Origin of the sequence: Streptomyces sp. NPDC047042, assembly GCF_040644035.1 — a bacterium.
Lineage (GTDB): Bacteria > Actinomycetota > Actinomycetes > Streptomycetales > Streptomycetaceae > Streptomyces.
The window spans coordinates 84,393-98,260 of the sequence record NZ_JBEYVP010000018.1; the positions used below are offsets into that span (position 1 = coordinate 84,393).

Annotated in this window: 15 protein-coding genes; 5 read left to right on the forward strand and 10 right to left on the reverse strand. The window is 70.5% G+C overall.

Going from position 1 to position 13,868, the window contains the following annotated elements:
* Nucleotides 1-33 precede the first annotated feature (33 nt).
* Genes ABZ855_RS22140 through ABZ855_RS22150 form a run of 3 tightly spaced genes read right to left on the reverse strand, consistent with a single transcriptional unit; the run spans nt 34 to nt 1,947 of the window.
* Nucleotides 34-798: a DUF3710 domain-containing protein gene (locus tag ABZ855_RS22140; protein ID WP_360809281.1), complete on the reverse strand. Its 765-nt coding sequence runs from the start codon at nt 796-798 to the stop codon at nt 34-36.
* Nucleotide 799: 1 nt separating this feature from the next.
* Nucleotides 800-1,351 carry a dUTP diphosphatase gene (dut, locus tag ABZ855_RS22145; RefSeq protein ID WP_360809465.1) on the reverse strand — a complete coding sequence of 184 codons (552 nt, stop codon included), beginning with the start codon at nt 1,349-1,351 and terminating at the stop codon, nt 800-802.
* Between the two features lie 11 nt (nt 1,352-1,362).
* Nucleotides 1,363-1,947 (reverse strand): PaaI family thioesterase, encoded by a 585-nt coding sequence (locus ABZ855_RS22150; protein ID WP_360809282.1) that lies wholly within the window; start codon nt 1,945-1,947, stop codon nt 1,363-1,365.
* Between the two features lie 57 nt (nt 1,948-2,004).
* Between ABZ855_RS22150 and ABZ855_RS22155 the strand changes: the two genes are divergently transcribed.
* Nucleotides 2,005-2,481 carry a DUF3093 domain-containing protein gene (locus tag ABZ855_RS22155; protein ID WP_360809285.1) on the forward strand — a complete coding sequence of 159 codons (477 nt, stop codon included), beginning with the start codon at nt 2,005-2,007 and terminating at the stop codon, nt 2,479-2,481.
* Between the two features lie 115 nt (nt 2,482-2,596).
* Here the strand turns inward: ABZ855_RS22155 and ABZ855_RS22160 are convergent, their stop codons facing one another.
* The 4 genes from ABZ855_RS22160 to ABZ855_RS22175 form a co-directional block, all read right to left on the reverse strand.
* Nucleotides 2,597-3,484: a hypothetical protein gene (locus ABZ855_RS22160; protein WP_360809287.1), complete on the reverse strand. Its 888-nt coding sequence runs from the start codon at nt 3,482-3,484 to the stop codon at nt 2,597-2,599.
* A 13-nt stretch (nt 3,485-3,497) separates the two neighbouring features.
* Nucleotides 3,498-3,794, reverse strand: a complete 297-nt coding sequence (locus ABZ855_RS22165) for a DUF4193 domain-containing protein (protein WP_006380512.1) — start codon at nt 3,792-3,794, stop codon at nt 3,498-3,500.
* Nucleotides 3,795-4,187: 393 nt separating this feature from the next.
* Nucleotides 4,188-5,432, reverse strand: a complete 1,245-nt coding sequence (locus ABZ855_RS22170; RefSeq protein ID WP_360809290.1) for a HAMP domain-containing sensor histidine kinase — start codon at nt 5,430-5,432, stop codon at nt 4,188-4,190.
* 5 nt (nt 5,433-5,437) lie between these two features.
* The gene (locus tag ABZ855_RS22175; RefSeq protein WP_360809292.1) at nt 5,438-6,091 is read right to left on the reverse strand and encodes a response regulator transcription factor; all 654 of its coding nucleotides are present in this window, start codon (nt 6,089-6,091) and stop codon (nt 5,438-5,440) included.
* A gap of 386 nt (nt 6,092-6,477) precedes the next feature.
* Between ABZ855_RS22175 and ABZ855_RS22180 the strand changes: the two genes are divergently transcribed.
* Complete coding sequence (locus ABZ855_RS22180; RefSeq protein ID WP_199834879.1) at nt 6,478-6,651, forward strand: hypothetical protein; 174 nt, start codon at nt 6,478-6,480, stop codon at nt 6,649-6,651.
* A gap of 73 nt (nt 6,652-6,724) precedes the next feature.
* Here the strand turns inward: ABZ855_RS22180 and ABZ855_RS22185 are convergent, their stop codons facing one another.
* Complete coding sequence (locus ABZ855_RS22185) at nt 6,725-7,540, reverse strand: inositol monophosphatase family protein (protein WP_360809293.1); 816 nt, start codon at nt 7,538-7,540, stop codon at nt 6,725-6,727.
* An 8-nt stretch (nt 7,541-7,548) separates the two neighbouring features.
* A complete protein-coding gene (locus tag ABZ855_RS22190) occupies nt 7,549-8,676 on the reverse strand; it encodes a ferrochelatase (RefSeq protein ID WP_360809295.1) in 1,128 nt (375 codons plus the stop codon).
* A 150-nt stretch (nt 8,677-8,826) separates the two neighbouring features.
* Here ABZ855_RS22190 and ABZ855_RS22195 point away from each other — a divergent pair, with 150 nt between their 5' ends.
* The 3 genes from ABZ855_RS22195 to sepH all read left to right on the forward strand — a co-directional run bounded on the left by ABZ855_RS22195 (nt 8,827) and on the right by sepH (nt 12,776).
* Nucleotides 8,827-10,065 carry an MFS transporter gene (locus ABZ855_RS22195; protein WP_360809297.1) on the forward strand — a complete coding sequence of 413 codons (1,239 nt, stop codon included), beginning with the start codon at nt 8,827-8,829 and terminating at the stop codon, nt 10,063-10,065.
* Complete coding sequence (locus ABZ855_RS22200) at nt 10,025-11,344, forward strand: D-arabinono-1,4-lactone oxidase (protein WP_360809299.1); 1,320 nt, start codon at nt 10,025-10,027, stop codon at nt 11,342-11,344. The genes ABZ855_RS22195 and ABZ855_RS22200 overlap by 41 nt, the downstream gene beginning before the upstream one ends.
* Nucleotides 11,345-11,750: 406 nt before the next feature.
* Complete coding sequence (gene sepH, locus ABZ855_RS22205) at nt 11,751-12,776, forward strand: septation protein SepH (protein ID WP_360809301.1); 1,026 nt, start codon at nt 11,751-11,753, stop codon at nt 12,774-12,776.
* A gap of 92 nt (nt 12,777-12,868) precedes the next feature.
* Here the strand turns inward: sepH and ABZ855_RS22210 are convergent, their stop codons facing one another.
* Nucleotides 12,869-13,720, reverse strand: a complete 852-nt coding sequence (locus ABZ855_RS22210; RefSeq protein WP_360809303.1) for a sulfurtransferase — start codon at nt 13,718-13,720, stop codon at nt 12,869-12,871.
* Between the last annotated feature and the right edge of the window lie 148 nt (nt 13,721-13,868).

A 13,868-nucleotide genomic window follows, 5' to 3' on the forward strand; every position in this document is an offset into this window, starting at 1 on the left:
CAGCCCCCACCGGGCCCGCGCCAGACAACCGACCTAGCGAACCTCGGTGATCTCCGGTCCGCGCTGCAGCTGCCCCATGCCACCGGAGAAACGGGAACCCGCTTCCTCCTGCTGGACACCCTCGGGCACCATCTGCGCGTCGTTCGGCAGCTTCAGGACGATCGGGTCGCGCGGCGCCATCGGCCCCTCGCCACGGACGACGACCGTGTCCCGGAAGATCTGCTCCAGCAGACCCGCGGCCTGCGGCTGCACGGCACCCTGCCCGGAGATGACACCCCGCAGGAACCACCGGGGACCGTCCACACCGACGAACCGTACGACCTGGAAGCCGCCCGTGCCGTCCGGCAGCTGCACCGGCACCTGCGCCCGCAGCTCCCAGCCCAGCGGCCCCTCGACCTCGTCGACGATGCCACCCTGCTGGGTGATGCCGCCGGCGATCTCCTCGCGCACCTCGCCCCAGATGCCCTCGCGCTTGGGCGCGGCGAAGGCCTGGAGCTGCACGGCGCTGTCGCGTAGCACCACGGTGGCCGCGACGATCGCGTCACCCGCGACCTCGACCCGCAGCTCCATGCCGTCGACCCCGGGCACGAACAGTCCGCCCAGGTCCACCCGGCCCTCGCCGGGCTCGCGCACCTCGGTGTCGTCCCAGGGCCCGTCGGGACGCGGTTCCGGCTCCAGCCGGACGCGCGTACGCGAACCCGCTGCTTCGTCCGCCTCAGTGTCGACGCTGTCGACGACCTGCTCGGCCTCGCCGGCCGCGTCCTCGGCGGCACCCTTCTTCTTGCGACGTCCGAACACGTCACTGTCCTTCCCGGTCGGATACGACCGAAGCGTATCGATTCCCACCCGTTGTGCCGCCCACTGCGGCCTGACCGCTGTGACCGCTCGCACCGCCCACCGCGGCGTGACCGCCGGTGGACCCGAAGCCCCCCTCGGCCCGCGCCGAGCCGGGAAGTTCCGCGACCTCCCGGAAGCGGACCTTCTCGACCTGCTGGACGACCAGTTGGGCAATCCTGTCGAAGCGCTCGAATCGCACGGGTTCGTGCGGGTCGAGATTCACCACGATCACCTTGATCTCCCCACGGTACCCGGCATCAACCGTCCCCGGGGCATTCACCAGAGCGACACCGCAGCGGGCGGCGAGCCCGGACCGGGGGTGTACGAAGGCCGCGTACCCCTCCGGGAGCGCGACAGACACGCCCGTGGGCAGAACAGTCCGTTCGCCGGGCGCCAGTTCGCACCCCTGCGTGGTCCGCAGATCGGCCCCGGCGTCGCCCGGCTGCGCATACGCCGGAAGCGGTACGTCCGGATCGACGCGGCGGATGAGGACGTCCAGCGGCTCTCGGCCCATGGGTGCGGTGCTCACGGGTTCACCTCGAATGCGCGGGCGCGCCGGACCTGGTCCGGGTCGCTCATGGCCGCCTGGATCTCCTCCGGGCGGCCGTTGTCGATGAAGTGGTCGACCTTGACCTCGATGAAGAGGGCGTCGGCACGCACCGCGACGGGCCCGTCGGGGCCGCCGATGCGACCGACGGCGGTCGAGTAGATCTTCCGCCGGGCCACCGCCGTGACCTCGGCCTCCAGATGCAGCAGCGTGCCGAGGGGCACGGGCCGGACGAACTCGGTCTCCAGCCGCCCGGTCACCGCGATGGTGCGCAGCAGCCAGTTCAGCGAGCCGAGGGTCTCGTCGAGCGCGCTGGCGAGCACGCCGCCGTGGGCGAGGCCGGGAGCGCCCTGGTGGGCGGCCCGGACGGTGAACTCGGCGGTGACCGTGACCCCGTCCCCGGCCCGCGCGGCGAGATGCAGGCCGTGCGCCTGCTCACCGCCACATCCGAAACACTGTTCGTAGTGGGCACCGAGGAGCTCGCCGGGCGCGGGCGCGTCCGGGTGCCGCACGGGCGCCACGGCGTCGGCGGGAGGCTGCAGAGCTGCGGAAGGACCACTCACAGCCGCAGACCTTACCCGCGAGTCGGCCGTCGACCGACACCGTGCCAAGCTTGGCTCATGCAGCTTTCCGCCTCCCCGTACGAAGAACGCCTCACGGCCCCCCGTTCCTGGTGGCTGATCTCGTTCCTGGTCGGCGTCTCCTTCGCCCTGATCCTGCTTCCGTTCGGCACACTGCCCCTGCTCGGCGGCCTGGTGGGCGGCACGGCGGTGGCCGCGGTGGCGGCGAGTTCGTACGGCTCGATCCGGATCCGGGTCGTGGGCGACGCGTTGATCGCGGGCGAGGCGAAGATCCCCGTGGCGGCCCTGGGCGAGGCGGAGATCCTGGGCCCGGAGGAGGCGCGCGCCTGGCGGACGTACAAGGCGGACACCCGTGCCTTCATGCTGCTGCGCGCCTACATCCCCACGGCGCTGCGCGTCCAGGTCACGGACCCCGAGGACCCGACCCCGTACCTGTATCTGTCGACGCGGGAGCCCGAACAGCTGGTGGCGGCGCTGGAGTCGGCGCGGGCGGCTGCCTCGCGCGACGCGGGCTGAGCGGTCCCGGGCTGCGGCTCGGGCACCTCGGCAAATTCTTCTTCTGCGGCGGGCAAAGACTTGCCCGCCGCCGCATGGCCACCTCACAGTCGCCCGCGCCCGTGGGGCGGGGCGCCTACTTCCCGAGTTCCTTCGGTTCGTTGCCGATGTCCAGCGCGTCGGCGGGCGGCTTGAGCGCGGGCAGCTCCGGGAGCTGGTCCCAGGGGATCTGGAACGTGCGCAGGTCCTTGCGGATGCGGTCCGCGAGTTTTCTGGTGTCGCGCCGGTTCATGACCGCGCCGACCGCGGCGCCCACCATGAACGGCATCAGGTTGGGCAGGTCCCGGACCATCCGCTTCATGATCTGCTGGCGCAGTTCGCGCTTCATCTGGCCCCCGAGGGCCGAGTTGATCGTCGACGGCTTCGTCACGTCGATCCCGCGCTCACCCGACCACGAGTTCAGATACGCGGTACTGCGCTGCTTCAGGTTGCCAGGTGGCCGTGCGCCGTAGACCTCGTGCAGTTCGGCGATCAGCTTCAGCTCGATCGCGGCCACCCCGGTGATCTCGGCGGCCAGCTCGGTCGGCATGGCCGGTGGCACCGGCAGCATCGCCGCGGCCCCGATGCCCGCCCCGACGGTCGCCGTGGCGCTCGCGGCCCCCGCGACCAGTTTGTCCGCGAGCTGCTCGGGCCCGAGGCCCGGGAACTGCCGGCGGAGGGTGGCGAGGTCGCGTACGGGGATACGCGGGGCGATCTCGATGACCCGGTCGGTGAGGTGGGCGAGGCCCGCCCTGGCCCGGCTGCCGCCCTTACGGACGCCTTCCCTGGCCTTCTGCCGGATCGCCGCCGTCCGTCGCCCCGTGACGGGGACGGAAGGCACGGCCGGCACCGGGAGGTCGTCCCCGTGATCGGCCGGCCCGGCGGCCGGTTCGAGCGAGGCCGATCCGGGATCGGATGAGCCTCGCTCGTGGTCCGCTGCCCGCGAGGGCAAACGGCGCTTCCAAGGAGGGGTCGAGCCAGTCACGGCCGACCCTGCCTCAGTCGCAGTCGCGGCAGATCGGCTGACCGTTCTTCTCGCGGGCCAGCTGGCTGCGGTGGTGCACCAGGAAGCAGGTCATGCAGGTGAACTCGTCCTGCTGCTTGGGCAGTACCCGGACGGCCAGCTCCTCGTTCGAGAGGTCCGCTCCGGGCAGCTCGAGGCCCTCGGCGGCCTCGAACTCGTCGACGTCCACGGAGGAAGTCGACTTGTCGTTCCTCCTGGCCTTCAGTTCTTCAAGACTGTCCGAGTCGACGTCGTCGTCGGTCTTGCGTGGGGTGTCGTAATCCGTTGCCATGTCGCGCTCTCCCCCTCTGGGTGTCTGCGGTGTCTCAGCGCAGGTAACGCGTGAGAGGCCGGACTTGTGCCCGACCTGAGGCGGAGATTTTGCCTCACATCAAGGTCTGTTACTCAATCGACACCCAACCGACCCCCTCAGGAGAGATCGGCGTGGATGGCGATCGGGACCGTACACGGTCCAATTGCCACACTTCAAAGGCCCCCACCGTGTACTTCCCGTGATCAAGACCCCCGAAAACCCGGATTTACCGGGGCTTACGGTGATCTGCATGATCACGGAGAGTGGATGGGTCCACATTCGCCCTTGTGATCGATCGCACACGAAGTCGCCGGGAGGGTACCCCGGAAATTCCGCGCAAAGCGAACATCCTCGCGTGTCGGCGACATGATCTCAGATCGGCAGGGCGACTCGCATCACAAGCCCACCCCCCTCACGCGGCTGGGCCGAAATGTGACCGCCGTGAGCGCGCGCCACAGAGCGCGCGATCGACAGGCCGAGGCCCACACCCTTGTCACTGCCCGTTCGTTCCGTACGCAGCCGTCTGAAGGGCTCGAAGAGGTTGTCGATCTCGTACGCCGGGACCACAGGACCCGTGTTCGAGACGACCAGCACCGCCTGCCCGTGTTGAAGCACGGTGTTCACCTCGACCCAGCCGCCCTCCGGCACGTTGTACCGCACCGCGTTCTGGACGAGGTTCAGCGCGATCCGCTCCAGCAGTACGCCGTTGCCCTGGAGGACCGCGGGATCGCGCTTCCCGCGGAACTCGACCCCCTTGGCCTCGGCCTCGGCATGCGTCTGGTCGAGGGCCTGCGAGGCGACCTCGGCGAGGTCGACCGGTTTGCGCTCGATGATCTGGTTGTCGCTGCGGGCGAGCAGCAGCAGCCCCTCGACGAGCTGCTCACTGCGCTCGTTGGTGGCCAGCAGTGTCTTGCCGAGCTGCTGGAGCTCCGCCGGCGCCCCCGGATCGGACAGGTGCACTTCGAGAAGCGTGCGGTTGATCGCGAGGGGTGTTCTCAGCTCGTGCGAGGCGTTGCCGACGAACCTCTGTTGGGCGGTGAACGCCCGCTGGAGGCGCTCCAGCATGTCGTCGAGGGTGTCCGCCAGCTCCTTCAGCTCGTCGTCCGGGCCGTCCAGGTCGATACGGCGCGACAGGTCCGATCCGGCCACCGCACGGGCGGTTCGGGTGATCCGGCCGAGCGGCGTCAGGACCCGGCCGGCCATGGCGTAACCGAAGGCGAAGGCGATCACGGCGAGGCCCAGGAGCGTGAGCAGCGAGCGGCTGAGCAGATCGTCCAGGGCGTGCTGCCGCAGGGCGTCGTTGCAGGCCTTGAGCGCGGCGTTGCGCTGGTCGTCGTTGTTCGCGGCGTTGAGCACCGGGCACGTGTCACTGGTGATGCTGATGCCGCTGCCGGAGATCTGGAAGGACTGGTTGCTGCCCCCGCGGATGGCCTGGGCGGCCAGCAGATAGATGATCGACAGCAGCAGGATGCCGGCGATCAGGAACATGCCGCCGTAGAGCAGCGTGAGCCGTATGCGAATGGTCGGGCGCAGCCAGGGCAGCGGCAGCTGCTGCGGCTTCCTCGGATCCCAGGTGGGCTTCGGAGGCGCCTTCGGGGGAGCGGGTGTCGTGGCCATCGACATCAGATCCGGTAGCCGGAACCGGGCACGGTGACGATCACAGGAGGCTCGCCCAGCTTGCGGCGCAGGGTCATCACGGTCACCCGTACGACATTGGTGAAGGGGTCGGTGTTCTCGTCCCAGGCCTTCTCGAGGAGCTGCTCGGCGGAGACGACCGCGCCCTCGCTGCGCAGCAGCACCTCCAGGACGGCGAACTCCTTGGGCGCCAGCTGGACTTCCTTGCCGTCGCGGAAGACCTCGCGGCGGTTCGGGTCGAGCTTGATCCCGGCACGCTCCAGGACGGGCGGCAGGGGCAGGCTCGTACGGCGGCCGAGGGCACGCACGCGTGCCGTCAGCTCACTGAAGGCGAAGGGCTTGGGGAGGTAGTCGTCGGCGCCGATCTCCAGCCCCTCGACCCGGTCGCTGACGTCTCCGGAGGCGGTGAGCATCAGCACGCGCGTGGGCATGCCGAGTTCGACGATCTTGCGGCAGACGTCGTCGCCGTGCACGAGCGGGAGGTCCCGGTCGAGGACGACCACGTCGTAGTCGTTGACGCCGATGCGCTCCAGGGCCGCCGAACCGTCGTACACGACGTCGACGGCCATGGCCTCCCGGCGCAGTCCGGTGGCCACCGCATCGGCGAGCAGTTGCTCGTCCTCGACGACGAGTACGCGCACGTCGTTGGTCCTTCCTCGGGTTCGCCCGCGAGCCGGGACGGCACGTTGGCGGAAACTGTTCGTGTGGTCAGGCCACCATCCTGCCGCTTTCGCCCGTAAACCGGTTGTAAGAGGCCCCGGCGACGGAGGCGGGAAGAATTCTCGGCGGGTTGAGGTTTCCCCCGAACGGAGCGGGGGGAGGACGGTCTTACACCCCGCGATCACGCTCTGCGTGTGCCACGACACCTAGTGGTACGCCGATCCGCTTCCGCAGAGCGGGCGTGGGTGTCCGGCACCGTCGCCGCCCAGCAGGGCAGCGCTGGGCACCCAGTTGGAGACGTGATCGCCCCTTCCGAACGGCACACCCCCGTGCCATCGACCCACGACCCAGGACGAGGGGGCGCAGCATGGACGCATTCACCGCAGGACTTCTGCAGCGCATAAGGGCGACCGAGACCGACCTGACGCGGGCTCGAGACGACGGCGACGACTTCCTCGTCGAGGTGGAACAGGCCGAGCTCGACGACCTGCGCCGCCTCGCCGCCGAACACGGTGTGGAGGTCGGCGCGGCAAGCGTCTGATCAGCCCGCAGAAATGAGAAAAGGGGACCCCGGCATCGATCCAGTGCCGGGGCTTCCCCCTTTTTTGGTTCACTCAGTCGTGCCAGGCGCCGAAGTCCTCCAGGAGGGTTTGGAGGGGTTCGAAGACGCCCGGGGTGCCAGCGACCGTCAGGTCGCGTGAGGGGCGCTCTCCGGGGCGTCCACCGGTCAGCGCACCCGCTTCACGCGCGATCAGGTCGCCCGCGGCGACGTCCCACGCGTTGAGGCCCCGCTCGTAGTAGCCGTCCAGGCGGCCCGCCGCCACATCGCACAGGTCGACCGCCGCCGAGCCGCCTCGTCGGATGTCGCGCAGCAGCGGGATCAGTTGCCGGGCCACCTCGGCCTGGTGGGCCTTGACCTCGGCGACGTAGTTGAAGCCCGTCGACACCAGGGCCTGGTCCAGGGGCGGCGCCGGGCGGACGGCGAGCCGGCGTTCGCCCTCCCAGGCGCCGCCGGCCCACGCTCCCCCGCCGAGCACCGCGTGGTACGTCTCGCCGCGCATCGGCGCCGCGACCACGCCGACGATCCGCTCGCCGTCCCGCTCGGCCGCGATGGAGACGGACCAAGTAGGCAGCCCGTAAAGGTAGTTGACCGTGCCGTCGAGCGGGTCGACGACCCAGCGGATACCACTGCTGCCCTCGCTCGACGCACCCTCCTCGCCGAGGAAACCGTCGTCAGGGCGGTGGCTGGAGATCACGTCGGTGATCAGCTTCTCCGCCGCGATGTCCATCTCGGTGACGACGTCGATGGGGCTGGACTTGGTGGCGGCGACCGCGAGATCGGCCGGCCGGCCGTCCCGCAGCAGCTCACCGGCCCGGCGGGCCGCCTCCTGGGCGAGCCGGAGGAGTTCGGGCAGCAGGGGGTCGCTCACAGGGGTCCTCACGCGTACGGGCTGTCGGCGCCCGCGGCGGCGGGCCTGGGGGCACGGGACGGGCAGCAGCCCACGGGGCAGAGGTCCCGGGTCGCGCCGAGCGCGCCCAGGGCGCACGGTGTGATCTCCTGCCCGCTCTCGCTGGCGGCACGCTCCAGGACGAGTTCGCGGATCGCCGCGGCGAAGCGCGGGTCGGCTCCCACGGTCGCGGAGCGGCGCATGGGCAGGCCCAGCTCGGCCGCCTTCGCCTTGGCCTCCGTGTCGAGGTCGTACAGGACCTCCATGTGGTCCGACACGAACCCGATCGGCGCGATCACCACCGCCGGGACGGCGGCGCCGTGCAGCTCCTCGAGGTGGTCGCAGATGTCGGGCTCCAGCCACGGGATGTGCGGGGCTCCGGAACGCGACTGGTAGACGAGCCGCCAGGGATGGTCGACACCGGTCCGCTCGCGCACGGCGTCCGCGATCAGCCGCGCGGTGTCCAGGTGCTGCTTCACGTACGCCCCGCCGTCGCCGTGGTCCTCGACCGGCCCTGATGTGTCGGCGGACGCGGTCGGGATGGAGTGGGTCGAGAAGGCGAGGTACGCCCCGGCCCTGACGTCCTCGGGGAGCTCGGCGAGGGAGGTGAGCACGCCCTCGATCATGGGCTCCAGGAAGCCGGGGTGGTTGAAGTAGTGCCGCAGCTTGTCGACCTCGGGCAGGTCGAGGCCCTCGCCCTCCAGAACGGCCAGGGAGTCCGCGAGGTTCTCGCGGTACTGGCGGCAGCCCGAGTACGAGGCGTACGCGCTGGTGGCGAGGACGAGGATGCGGCGTCTGCCGCCCTGGACCATCTCGCGCAGCGTGTCGGTCAGGTACGGGGCCCAGTTGCGGTTGCCCCAGTAGACCGGCAGGTCGAGACCGTGATCCGCGAAGTCCTTGCGCAGGGCGTCCAGGAGGGCGCGGTTCTGATCGTTGATCGGGCTGACCCCGCCGAACAGGAAGTAGTGCTGTCCGACTTCCTTGAGGCGTTCCTTGGGGATGCCCCGCCCACGGGTCACGTTCTCGAGGAACGGAACCACGTCGTCCGGGCCCTCGGGGCCGCCGAAGGAGAGCAGGAGCAGGGCGTCGTAGGGGGTGGCGTCGAGCGCATCTGGCATGGTTCCGATCCTGCCACCCCCCTCCGACAGCCGGGATCCCGGCCTGCCCCCGCGGATGCGTCGGGTTCACCTGGTCAGTAAGCTGTATCGGCCTACCGCACGCCTTACTCGCGCGTCAGACACTTCCTACCGGATCGACCGGAGACCGCAGTGCCCAGCCCCTACCGCGCCCTGTTCGCCGCCCCCGGCTCCAAGGGCTTCACCGCCGCGGGGCTCCTCGGCCGGATGCCGATGTCGATGATGGGCATCGGCGTGGTCACGATGATCTCCCAGCTCACCGGCCGCTACGGGCTCGCGGGCGCCTTGGCCGCGACCATCGCTCTCGCCGCCGCGTTGGCGGGCCCGCAGATATCGCGTCTGGTCGACCAGTACGGGCAGCGCCGCGTGCTGCGTCCCGCGACGCTCTGTGCGCTGCTGGCCTCGGCGGGGCTGCTGCTCGCCGCGCACTTCGCGTGGCCGGACTGGGTGCTGTTCGTGTGCAGCGCCGGCATCGGCTGCGTCCCGAGCGTCGGTGCGATGACCCGGGCCCGCTGGGCGGCCCTCTACCGGGACACTCCGCGACTGCACACCGCGTACTCCTTCGAGTCCGTGCTGGACGAGGTCTGCTTCATCTTCGGGCCGATCATCTCGATCGGACTGTCCACGGTGTGGTTCCCGGAGGCGGGTCCGCTGCTCGCCGCCTGTTTCCTCGCGGTCGGCGTCTTCTGGCTGACGTCCCAGCACGGGACCGAGCCGAAGCCGCATCCACGCGCGCGGGAGCGGAGCGGTTCGGCGCTGCGCTCCCCCGGTCTCCAGGTCCTGGTGGCCACCTTCGCGGCGACCGGAGCGATCTTCGGAGCCGTCGACGTGGTCACCGTCGCCTTCGCCGAGGAACAGGGCCACAAGGGCGCCGCGAGCGTCGTGCTGGCCCTCTACGCGGCGGGCTCCTGCGTCGCGGGAGCCGTGTTCGGGCTGCTGCACCTGTCGGGAGCCCCGGAACGCCGATGGCTACTGGGCATATGTGCGATGGCCGTGAGTATGATCCCGTTCCTACTGGTCGGAAACTTGCCGTTTCTGGCCGTGGCGCTGTTCGTTGCGGGTCTGTCCATCGCTCCCACGATGATCACGACGATGTCCCTCATCGAACAGCACGTACCACGCGCGCAACTGACCGAAGGCATGACCTGGGTGAGCACCGGGCTCGCGGTCGGTGTCGCGCTCGGCTCCTCCGTGTCCGGCTGGGTGATCGACGCCGCCGGTGCGAGCGCCGGGTACGGGGTTCCGGTGGCGTCCGGGGCCGTCGCGGTCGCGGTCGGTTTCCTCGGGTACCGCCGGCTGAAGAGACCGGCTCCGCGTCGGGGAGGCACCGTTGGGCAGCACAGTGAGCGGCAAGAGCGGCACGTGGCGTAACTGGGCGGGCAACGTCGTCGCCCGGCCCGTCCGGGAGGTCACGCCGGCTTCCGTGGAGGAACTGTCCGCTGCCGTGCGGGCGGCAGCCGCCGAGGGTCTCCGGGTGAAGGCCGTCGGAACGGGGCACTCCTTCACCGCGGCCGCGGCCACCGACGGGGTGTTGATCCGCCCTCAACTGTTGACCGGCATCCGCAATATTGACCGCGACAACATGACGGTCACGGTCGAGGCGGGGACCCCACTCAAGAGACTCAACAAGGCTCTCGCGCTCGAGGGCCTGTCGCTCACGAACATGGGCGACATCATGGAGCAGACGGTCTCGGGGGCCACCAGCACGGGCACGCACGGCACCGGCCGCGAATCGGGTTCGATCGCCGCCCAGATCAGGGCGCTCGAGCTGGTGACGGCGGACGGTTCGGTGCTCGTCTGCTCCGAGAAGGAGAACCCGGAGGTCTTCGCGGCGGCCCGGGTGGGCATCGGCGCCCTGGGGATCATCACCGCGATCACATTCGCCGTGGAGCCCCTCTTCCTGCTCACCGCCCGCGAGGAGCCGATGAGCTTCGACAAGGTCACCAGCACCTTCGACGAACTCTGGGCGGAGAACGAGCACTTCGAGTTCTACTGGTTCCCGCACACCGGCAACACCAACACCAAGCGCAACAACCGCAGCGCGGGGCCGGAGAAGCCGGTCAGCCCGGTCAGCGGCTGGATCGAGGACGAGTTCCTCTCCAACGGCGTCTTCCAGGTGGCCCAGTTGGTCGGCCGCACGGTACCCGCCACGATCCCGACGATCGCCCAGATCTCCAGCAAGGCCCTGTCCGCGCGGACCTATACCGACATCCCGTACAAGGTCTACACATCGCCGCGCCGGGTGCGCTTCGTGGAGATGGAGTACGCCGTTCCGCGCGAGGCTCTGGTGGAGACGCTGCGCGAACTCAAGGCGATGGTGGACCGGTCGGACATGCGCATCAGCTTCCCCGTGGAGGTGCGTACGGCCCCCGCGGACGACATCGCGCTCTCCACGGCCTCCGGCCGCGACAGCGCCTATGTCGCGGTCCACATGTTCCGCGGGACGCCCTACCAGGCGTACTTCACCGCCGCCGAGCGCATCTTCACGGCGCACGAGGGACGCCCGCACTGGGGCAAGGTGCACACACGGGACGCGGAGTACTTCGCCGGTGTCTACCCCCGCTTCGGGGAGTTCACCGCACTGCGGGACCGGCTCGACCCTCAACGCCTGTTCCAAAATGACTACTTGCGGCGGGTTCTCGGCGCCTAGCGAAGCAATTGGTTCCGTTTCCGATGTTTACGCGAACCGCGCTGCGTCCGAGGTCACGGAACCGGCGGGAGATCGGCCAACTCGCACTCCCCGGCAGGAATTGGGTGGCGCGCCAATCCACGCACGTGGCCCAAATGGAGTACTGTTGCGAGCCCTGGGTCCGGTCTCCCGCCTGGGCGTCCGGGGCCTTCCAGGACCGTCAAGAGGGGGCTCGTTGCACAGGGTGACGGAGTTTGTCACTTAGCGTTGCGAATAGATAACCGTGGCATAACGGCGATCTCGGGCCCCTGCCCGACACGCCGGGCAACTCGGCAAGGTTGTGGCAGGCTGCACCCGGGCAGGCCACACTCGACTAGCGGAAGCAGCGACGCACGTGACGTCGGCAGGCACCACCCGGGAGGTCCCCATGCCCGAACTGCGTGTCGTGGCCGTCTCTAACGACGGCACACGGCTGGTGCTGAAGGCTGCGGACAGCACGGAGTACACGCTTCCGATCGATGAGCGTCTGCGCGCCGCCGTTCGCGGCGACCGTCCCCGCCTCGGCCAGATCGAGATCGAGGTGGAGAGTCATCTCCGCCCCCGCGACATCCAGGCACGCATACGTGCCGGCGCGTCCGCGGAAGAAGTGGCGCAGCTCGCCGGGATTCCGGTCGACCGCGTACGCCGCTTCGAGGGCCCCGTGCTGGCCGAGCGAGCCTTCATGGCCGAGCGAGCCCGGAAGACTCCGGTCCGTCGGCCCGGTGAGAACGCCGGTCCTCAGCTCGGCGAAGCCGTGCAGGAGCGGCTGTTGATCCGTGGCGCCGAGAAGGACACCGTCCAGTGGGACTCCTGGCGCCGCGACGACGGCACCTGGGAAGTCCTGCTGGTCTACCTGGTGGCCGGCGAGCCCCACTCGGCGAGCTGGACGTACGACCCGCCCCGGCGGCTCGTACAGGCTGTCGACGATGAGGCCCGCTCGCTGATCGGCGAGTCGGACGACCTCGCGGCGCCCGAGCCCAGTTTCCCGTTCGTACCGCGTATCGCCCGGTTGCCGCGCGACCGCCCGCTGGACCGTCCGGTCCCGCCCGCGCCGTCGGCAGAGCTGTCCGAGGAAGGCGTGAGCGCGAGCGAACGTGACTCGCTGACGAGCCTTCTGGAAGCGGTCCCGAGTTTCCGCGGCGACATGGTCGTGCCGGAACGCGTCTCCTCCACGGAAGACCCGGAGGACCCGGCAACCGAGACCGAGGTGGAGGAGCCTCCGGCTCCCGCGGCCTCGGCCGGTTCCGCGTACGCGGACGTGCTCATGCCCCGTTCGGTCGGCGCCCACCGCGACCGGCTGGTCGGTGCCACCGACCGCCAGGCCGAGGCGGACGGTGTCCGGCCCGGCCGTAGAGCGGCGGTACCGAGCTGGGACGAGATCGTGTTCGGCACGCGCCGGAAGAACAAGGAGTAGCTCCGCCGGTCAGGCAGCTCGTTGGCTGCGGGCCGGTGGGGGCTGGTCGCGCAGTTCCCCGCGCCCCCGTCAGGGGGCGCGGAGGCGCCGAGCTACTGCGGATCCGGGCCGACGGCCACCGGCCGTGCCGGGTCCCCCGACCATTCCGACCACGAACCGACGTACAGGGCGGCCGGAATGCCCGCCACCGCCAGGGCCAGGACCTCGTGGGCGCCCGAGACGCCCGAACCGCAGTACACGCCCACCGCGGTGGTGTCCGCCGCGCCCAGGGTCTTGAAACGGGCCGCCAGTTCGTCCGCGGGCAGGAAGCGTCCGTCCGCCCCCACGTTCTCGTTCGTGGGCGCCGAGACCGCGCCCGGGATGTGTCCGCCGACCCGGTCGATGGGCTCGACCTCGCCCCGGTAACGCTCCCCCGCGCGCGCGTCGAGCAGCAGCCCGGAGCGGGCGAGCGCGGCGGCCCCGTCCGCGTCCAGCAGCTCCACAGCGCCCGGCACCGGCGTGAAGTCGCCCTCGGCGGGCGCGGGGACGTCCGTGTCGAGCGCCCCCTCCCAGGACGGCAACCCGCCGTCGAGGACCCGCACGTCCGGGTGACCCGTCCAGCGCAGCAACCACCAGGCGCGGGCCGCCGCCCAGCCCTGTCCGCCGTCGTACACGACGACCGGGACGCCGGCCGAGACGCCCGCCCGGCTCATGGCGGCGCCGAACACCTCGGGGTCGGGCAGCGGATGCCGGCCGGCCGCTCCCGGCGCCGAGGCGAGTTCCCGGTCCAGGTCGACGAACACCGCGCCGGGGAGGTGCCCGGCCGCGTACTCGGCGCGCCCGTCGAAGGGCGCCGCGCCGCCCGCGGCGGGCATGCTGAGCTGCCAGCGGACGTCGAGCAGAACCGGCGGTCGAGAACCGGCCAACTCGTTCACTAGTTCGGATGCGGAGATGATGGCGTTCATGGCTCCATCCTTGCGTACGGGGTGGCCGCGACGGCCCGCTCGGGCTACTCTCCCGCCGGACGGTCCGATCACGTGGCGTACGGGATCGGGCACGTGCTGTACGACCGATGGACAGTCCGCGGCGATCGCCCGGAAATGCGAGCATCGG

Bases quoted from the DNA above. Each gene is read 5' to 3' on its own strand.
- ABZ855_RS22170 (WP_360809290.1), bottom strand. From the start codon at position 5,432: ATGGCCACGACACCCGCTCCCCCGAAGGCGCCTCCGAAGCCCACCTGG.
- ABZ855_RS22155 (WP_360809285.1), top strand. From the start codon at position 2,005: ATGCAGCTTTCCGCCTCCCCGTACGAAGAACGCCTCACGGCCCCCCGT.
- sepH (WP_360809301.1), top strand. From the start codon at position 11,751: ATGCCCGAACTGCGTGTCGTGGCCGTCTCTAACGACGGCACACGGCTG.
- ABZ855_RS22190 (WP_360809295.1), bottom strand. From the start codon at position 8,676: ATGCCAGATGCGCTCGACGCCACCCCCTACGACGCCCTGCTCCTGCTC.
- ABZ855_RS22165 (WP_006380512.1), bottom strand. From the start codon at position 3,794: ATGGCAACGGATTACGACACCCCACGCAAGACCGACGACGACGTCGAC.
- dut (WP_360809465.1), bottom strand. From the start codon at position 1,351: ATGGGCCGAGAGCCGCTGGACGTCCTCATCCGCCGCGTCGATCCGGAC.
- ABZ855_RS22210 (WP_360809303.1), bottom strand. From the start codon at position 13,720: ATGAACGCCATCATCTCCGCATCCGAACTAGTGAACGAGTTGGCCGGT.
- ABZ855_RS22180 (WP_199834879.1), top strand. From the start codon at position 6,478: ATGGACGCATTCACCGCAGGACTTCTGCAGCGCATAAGGGCGACCGAG.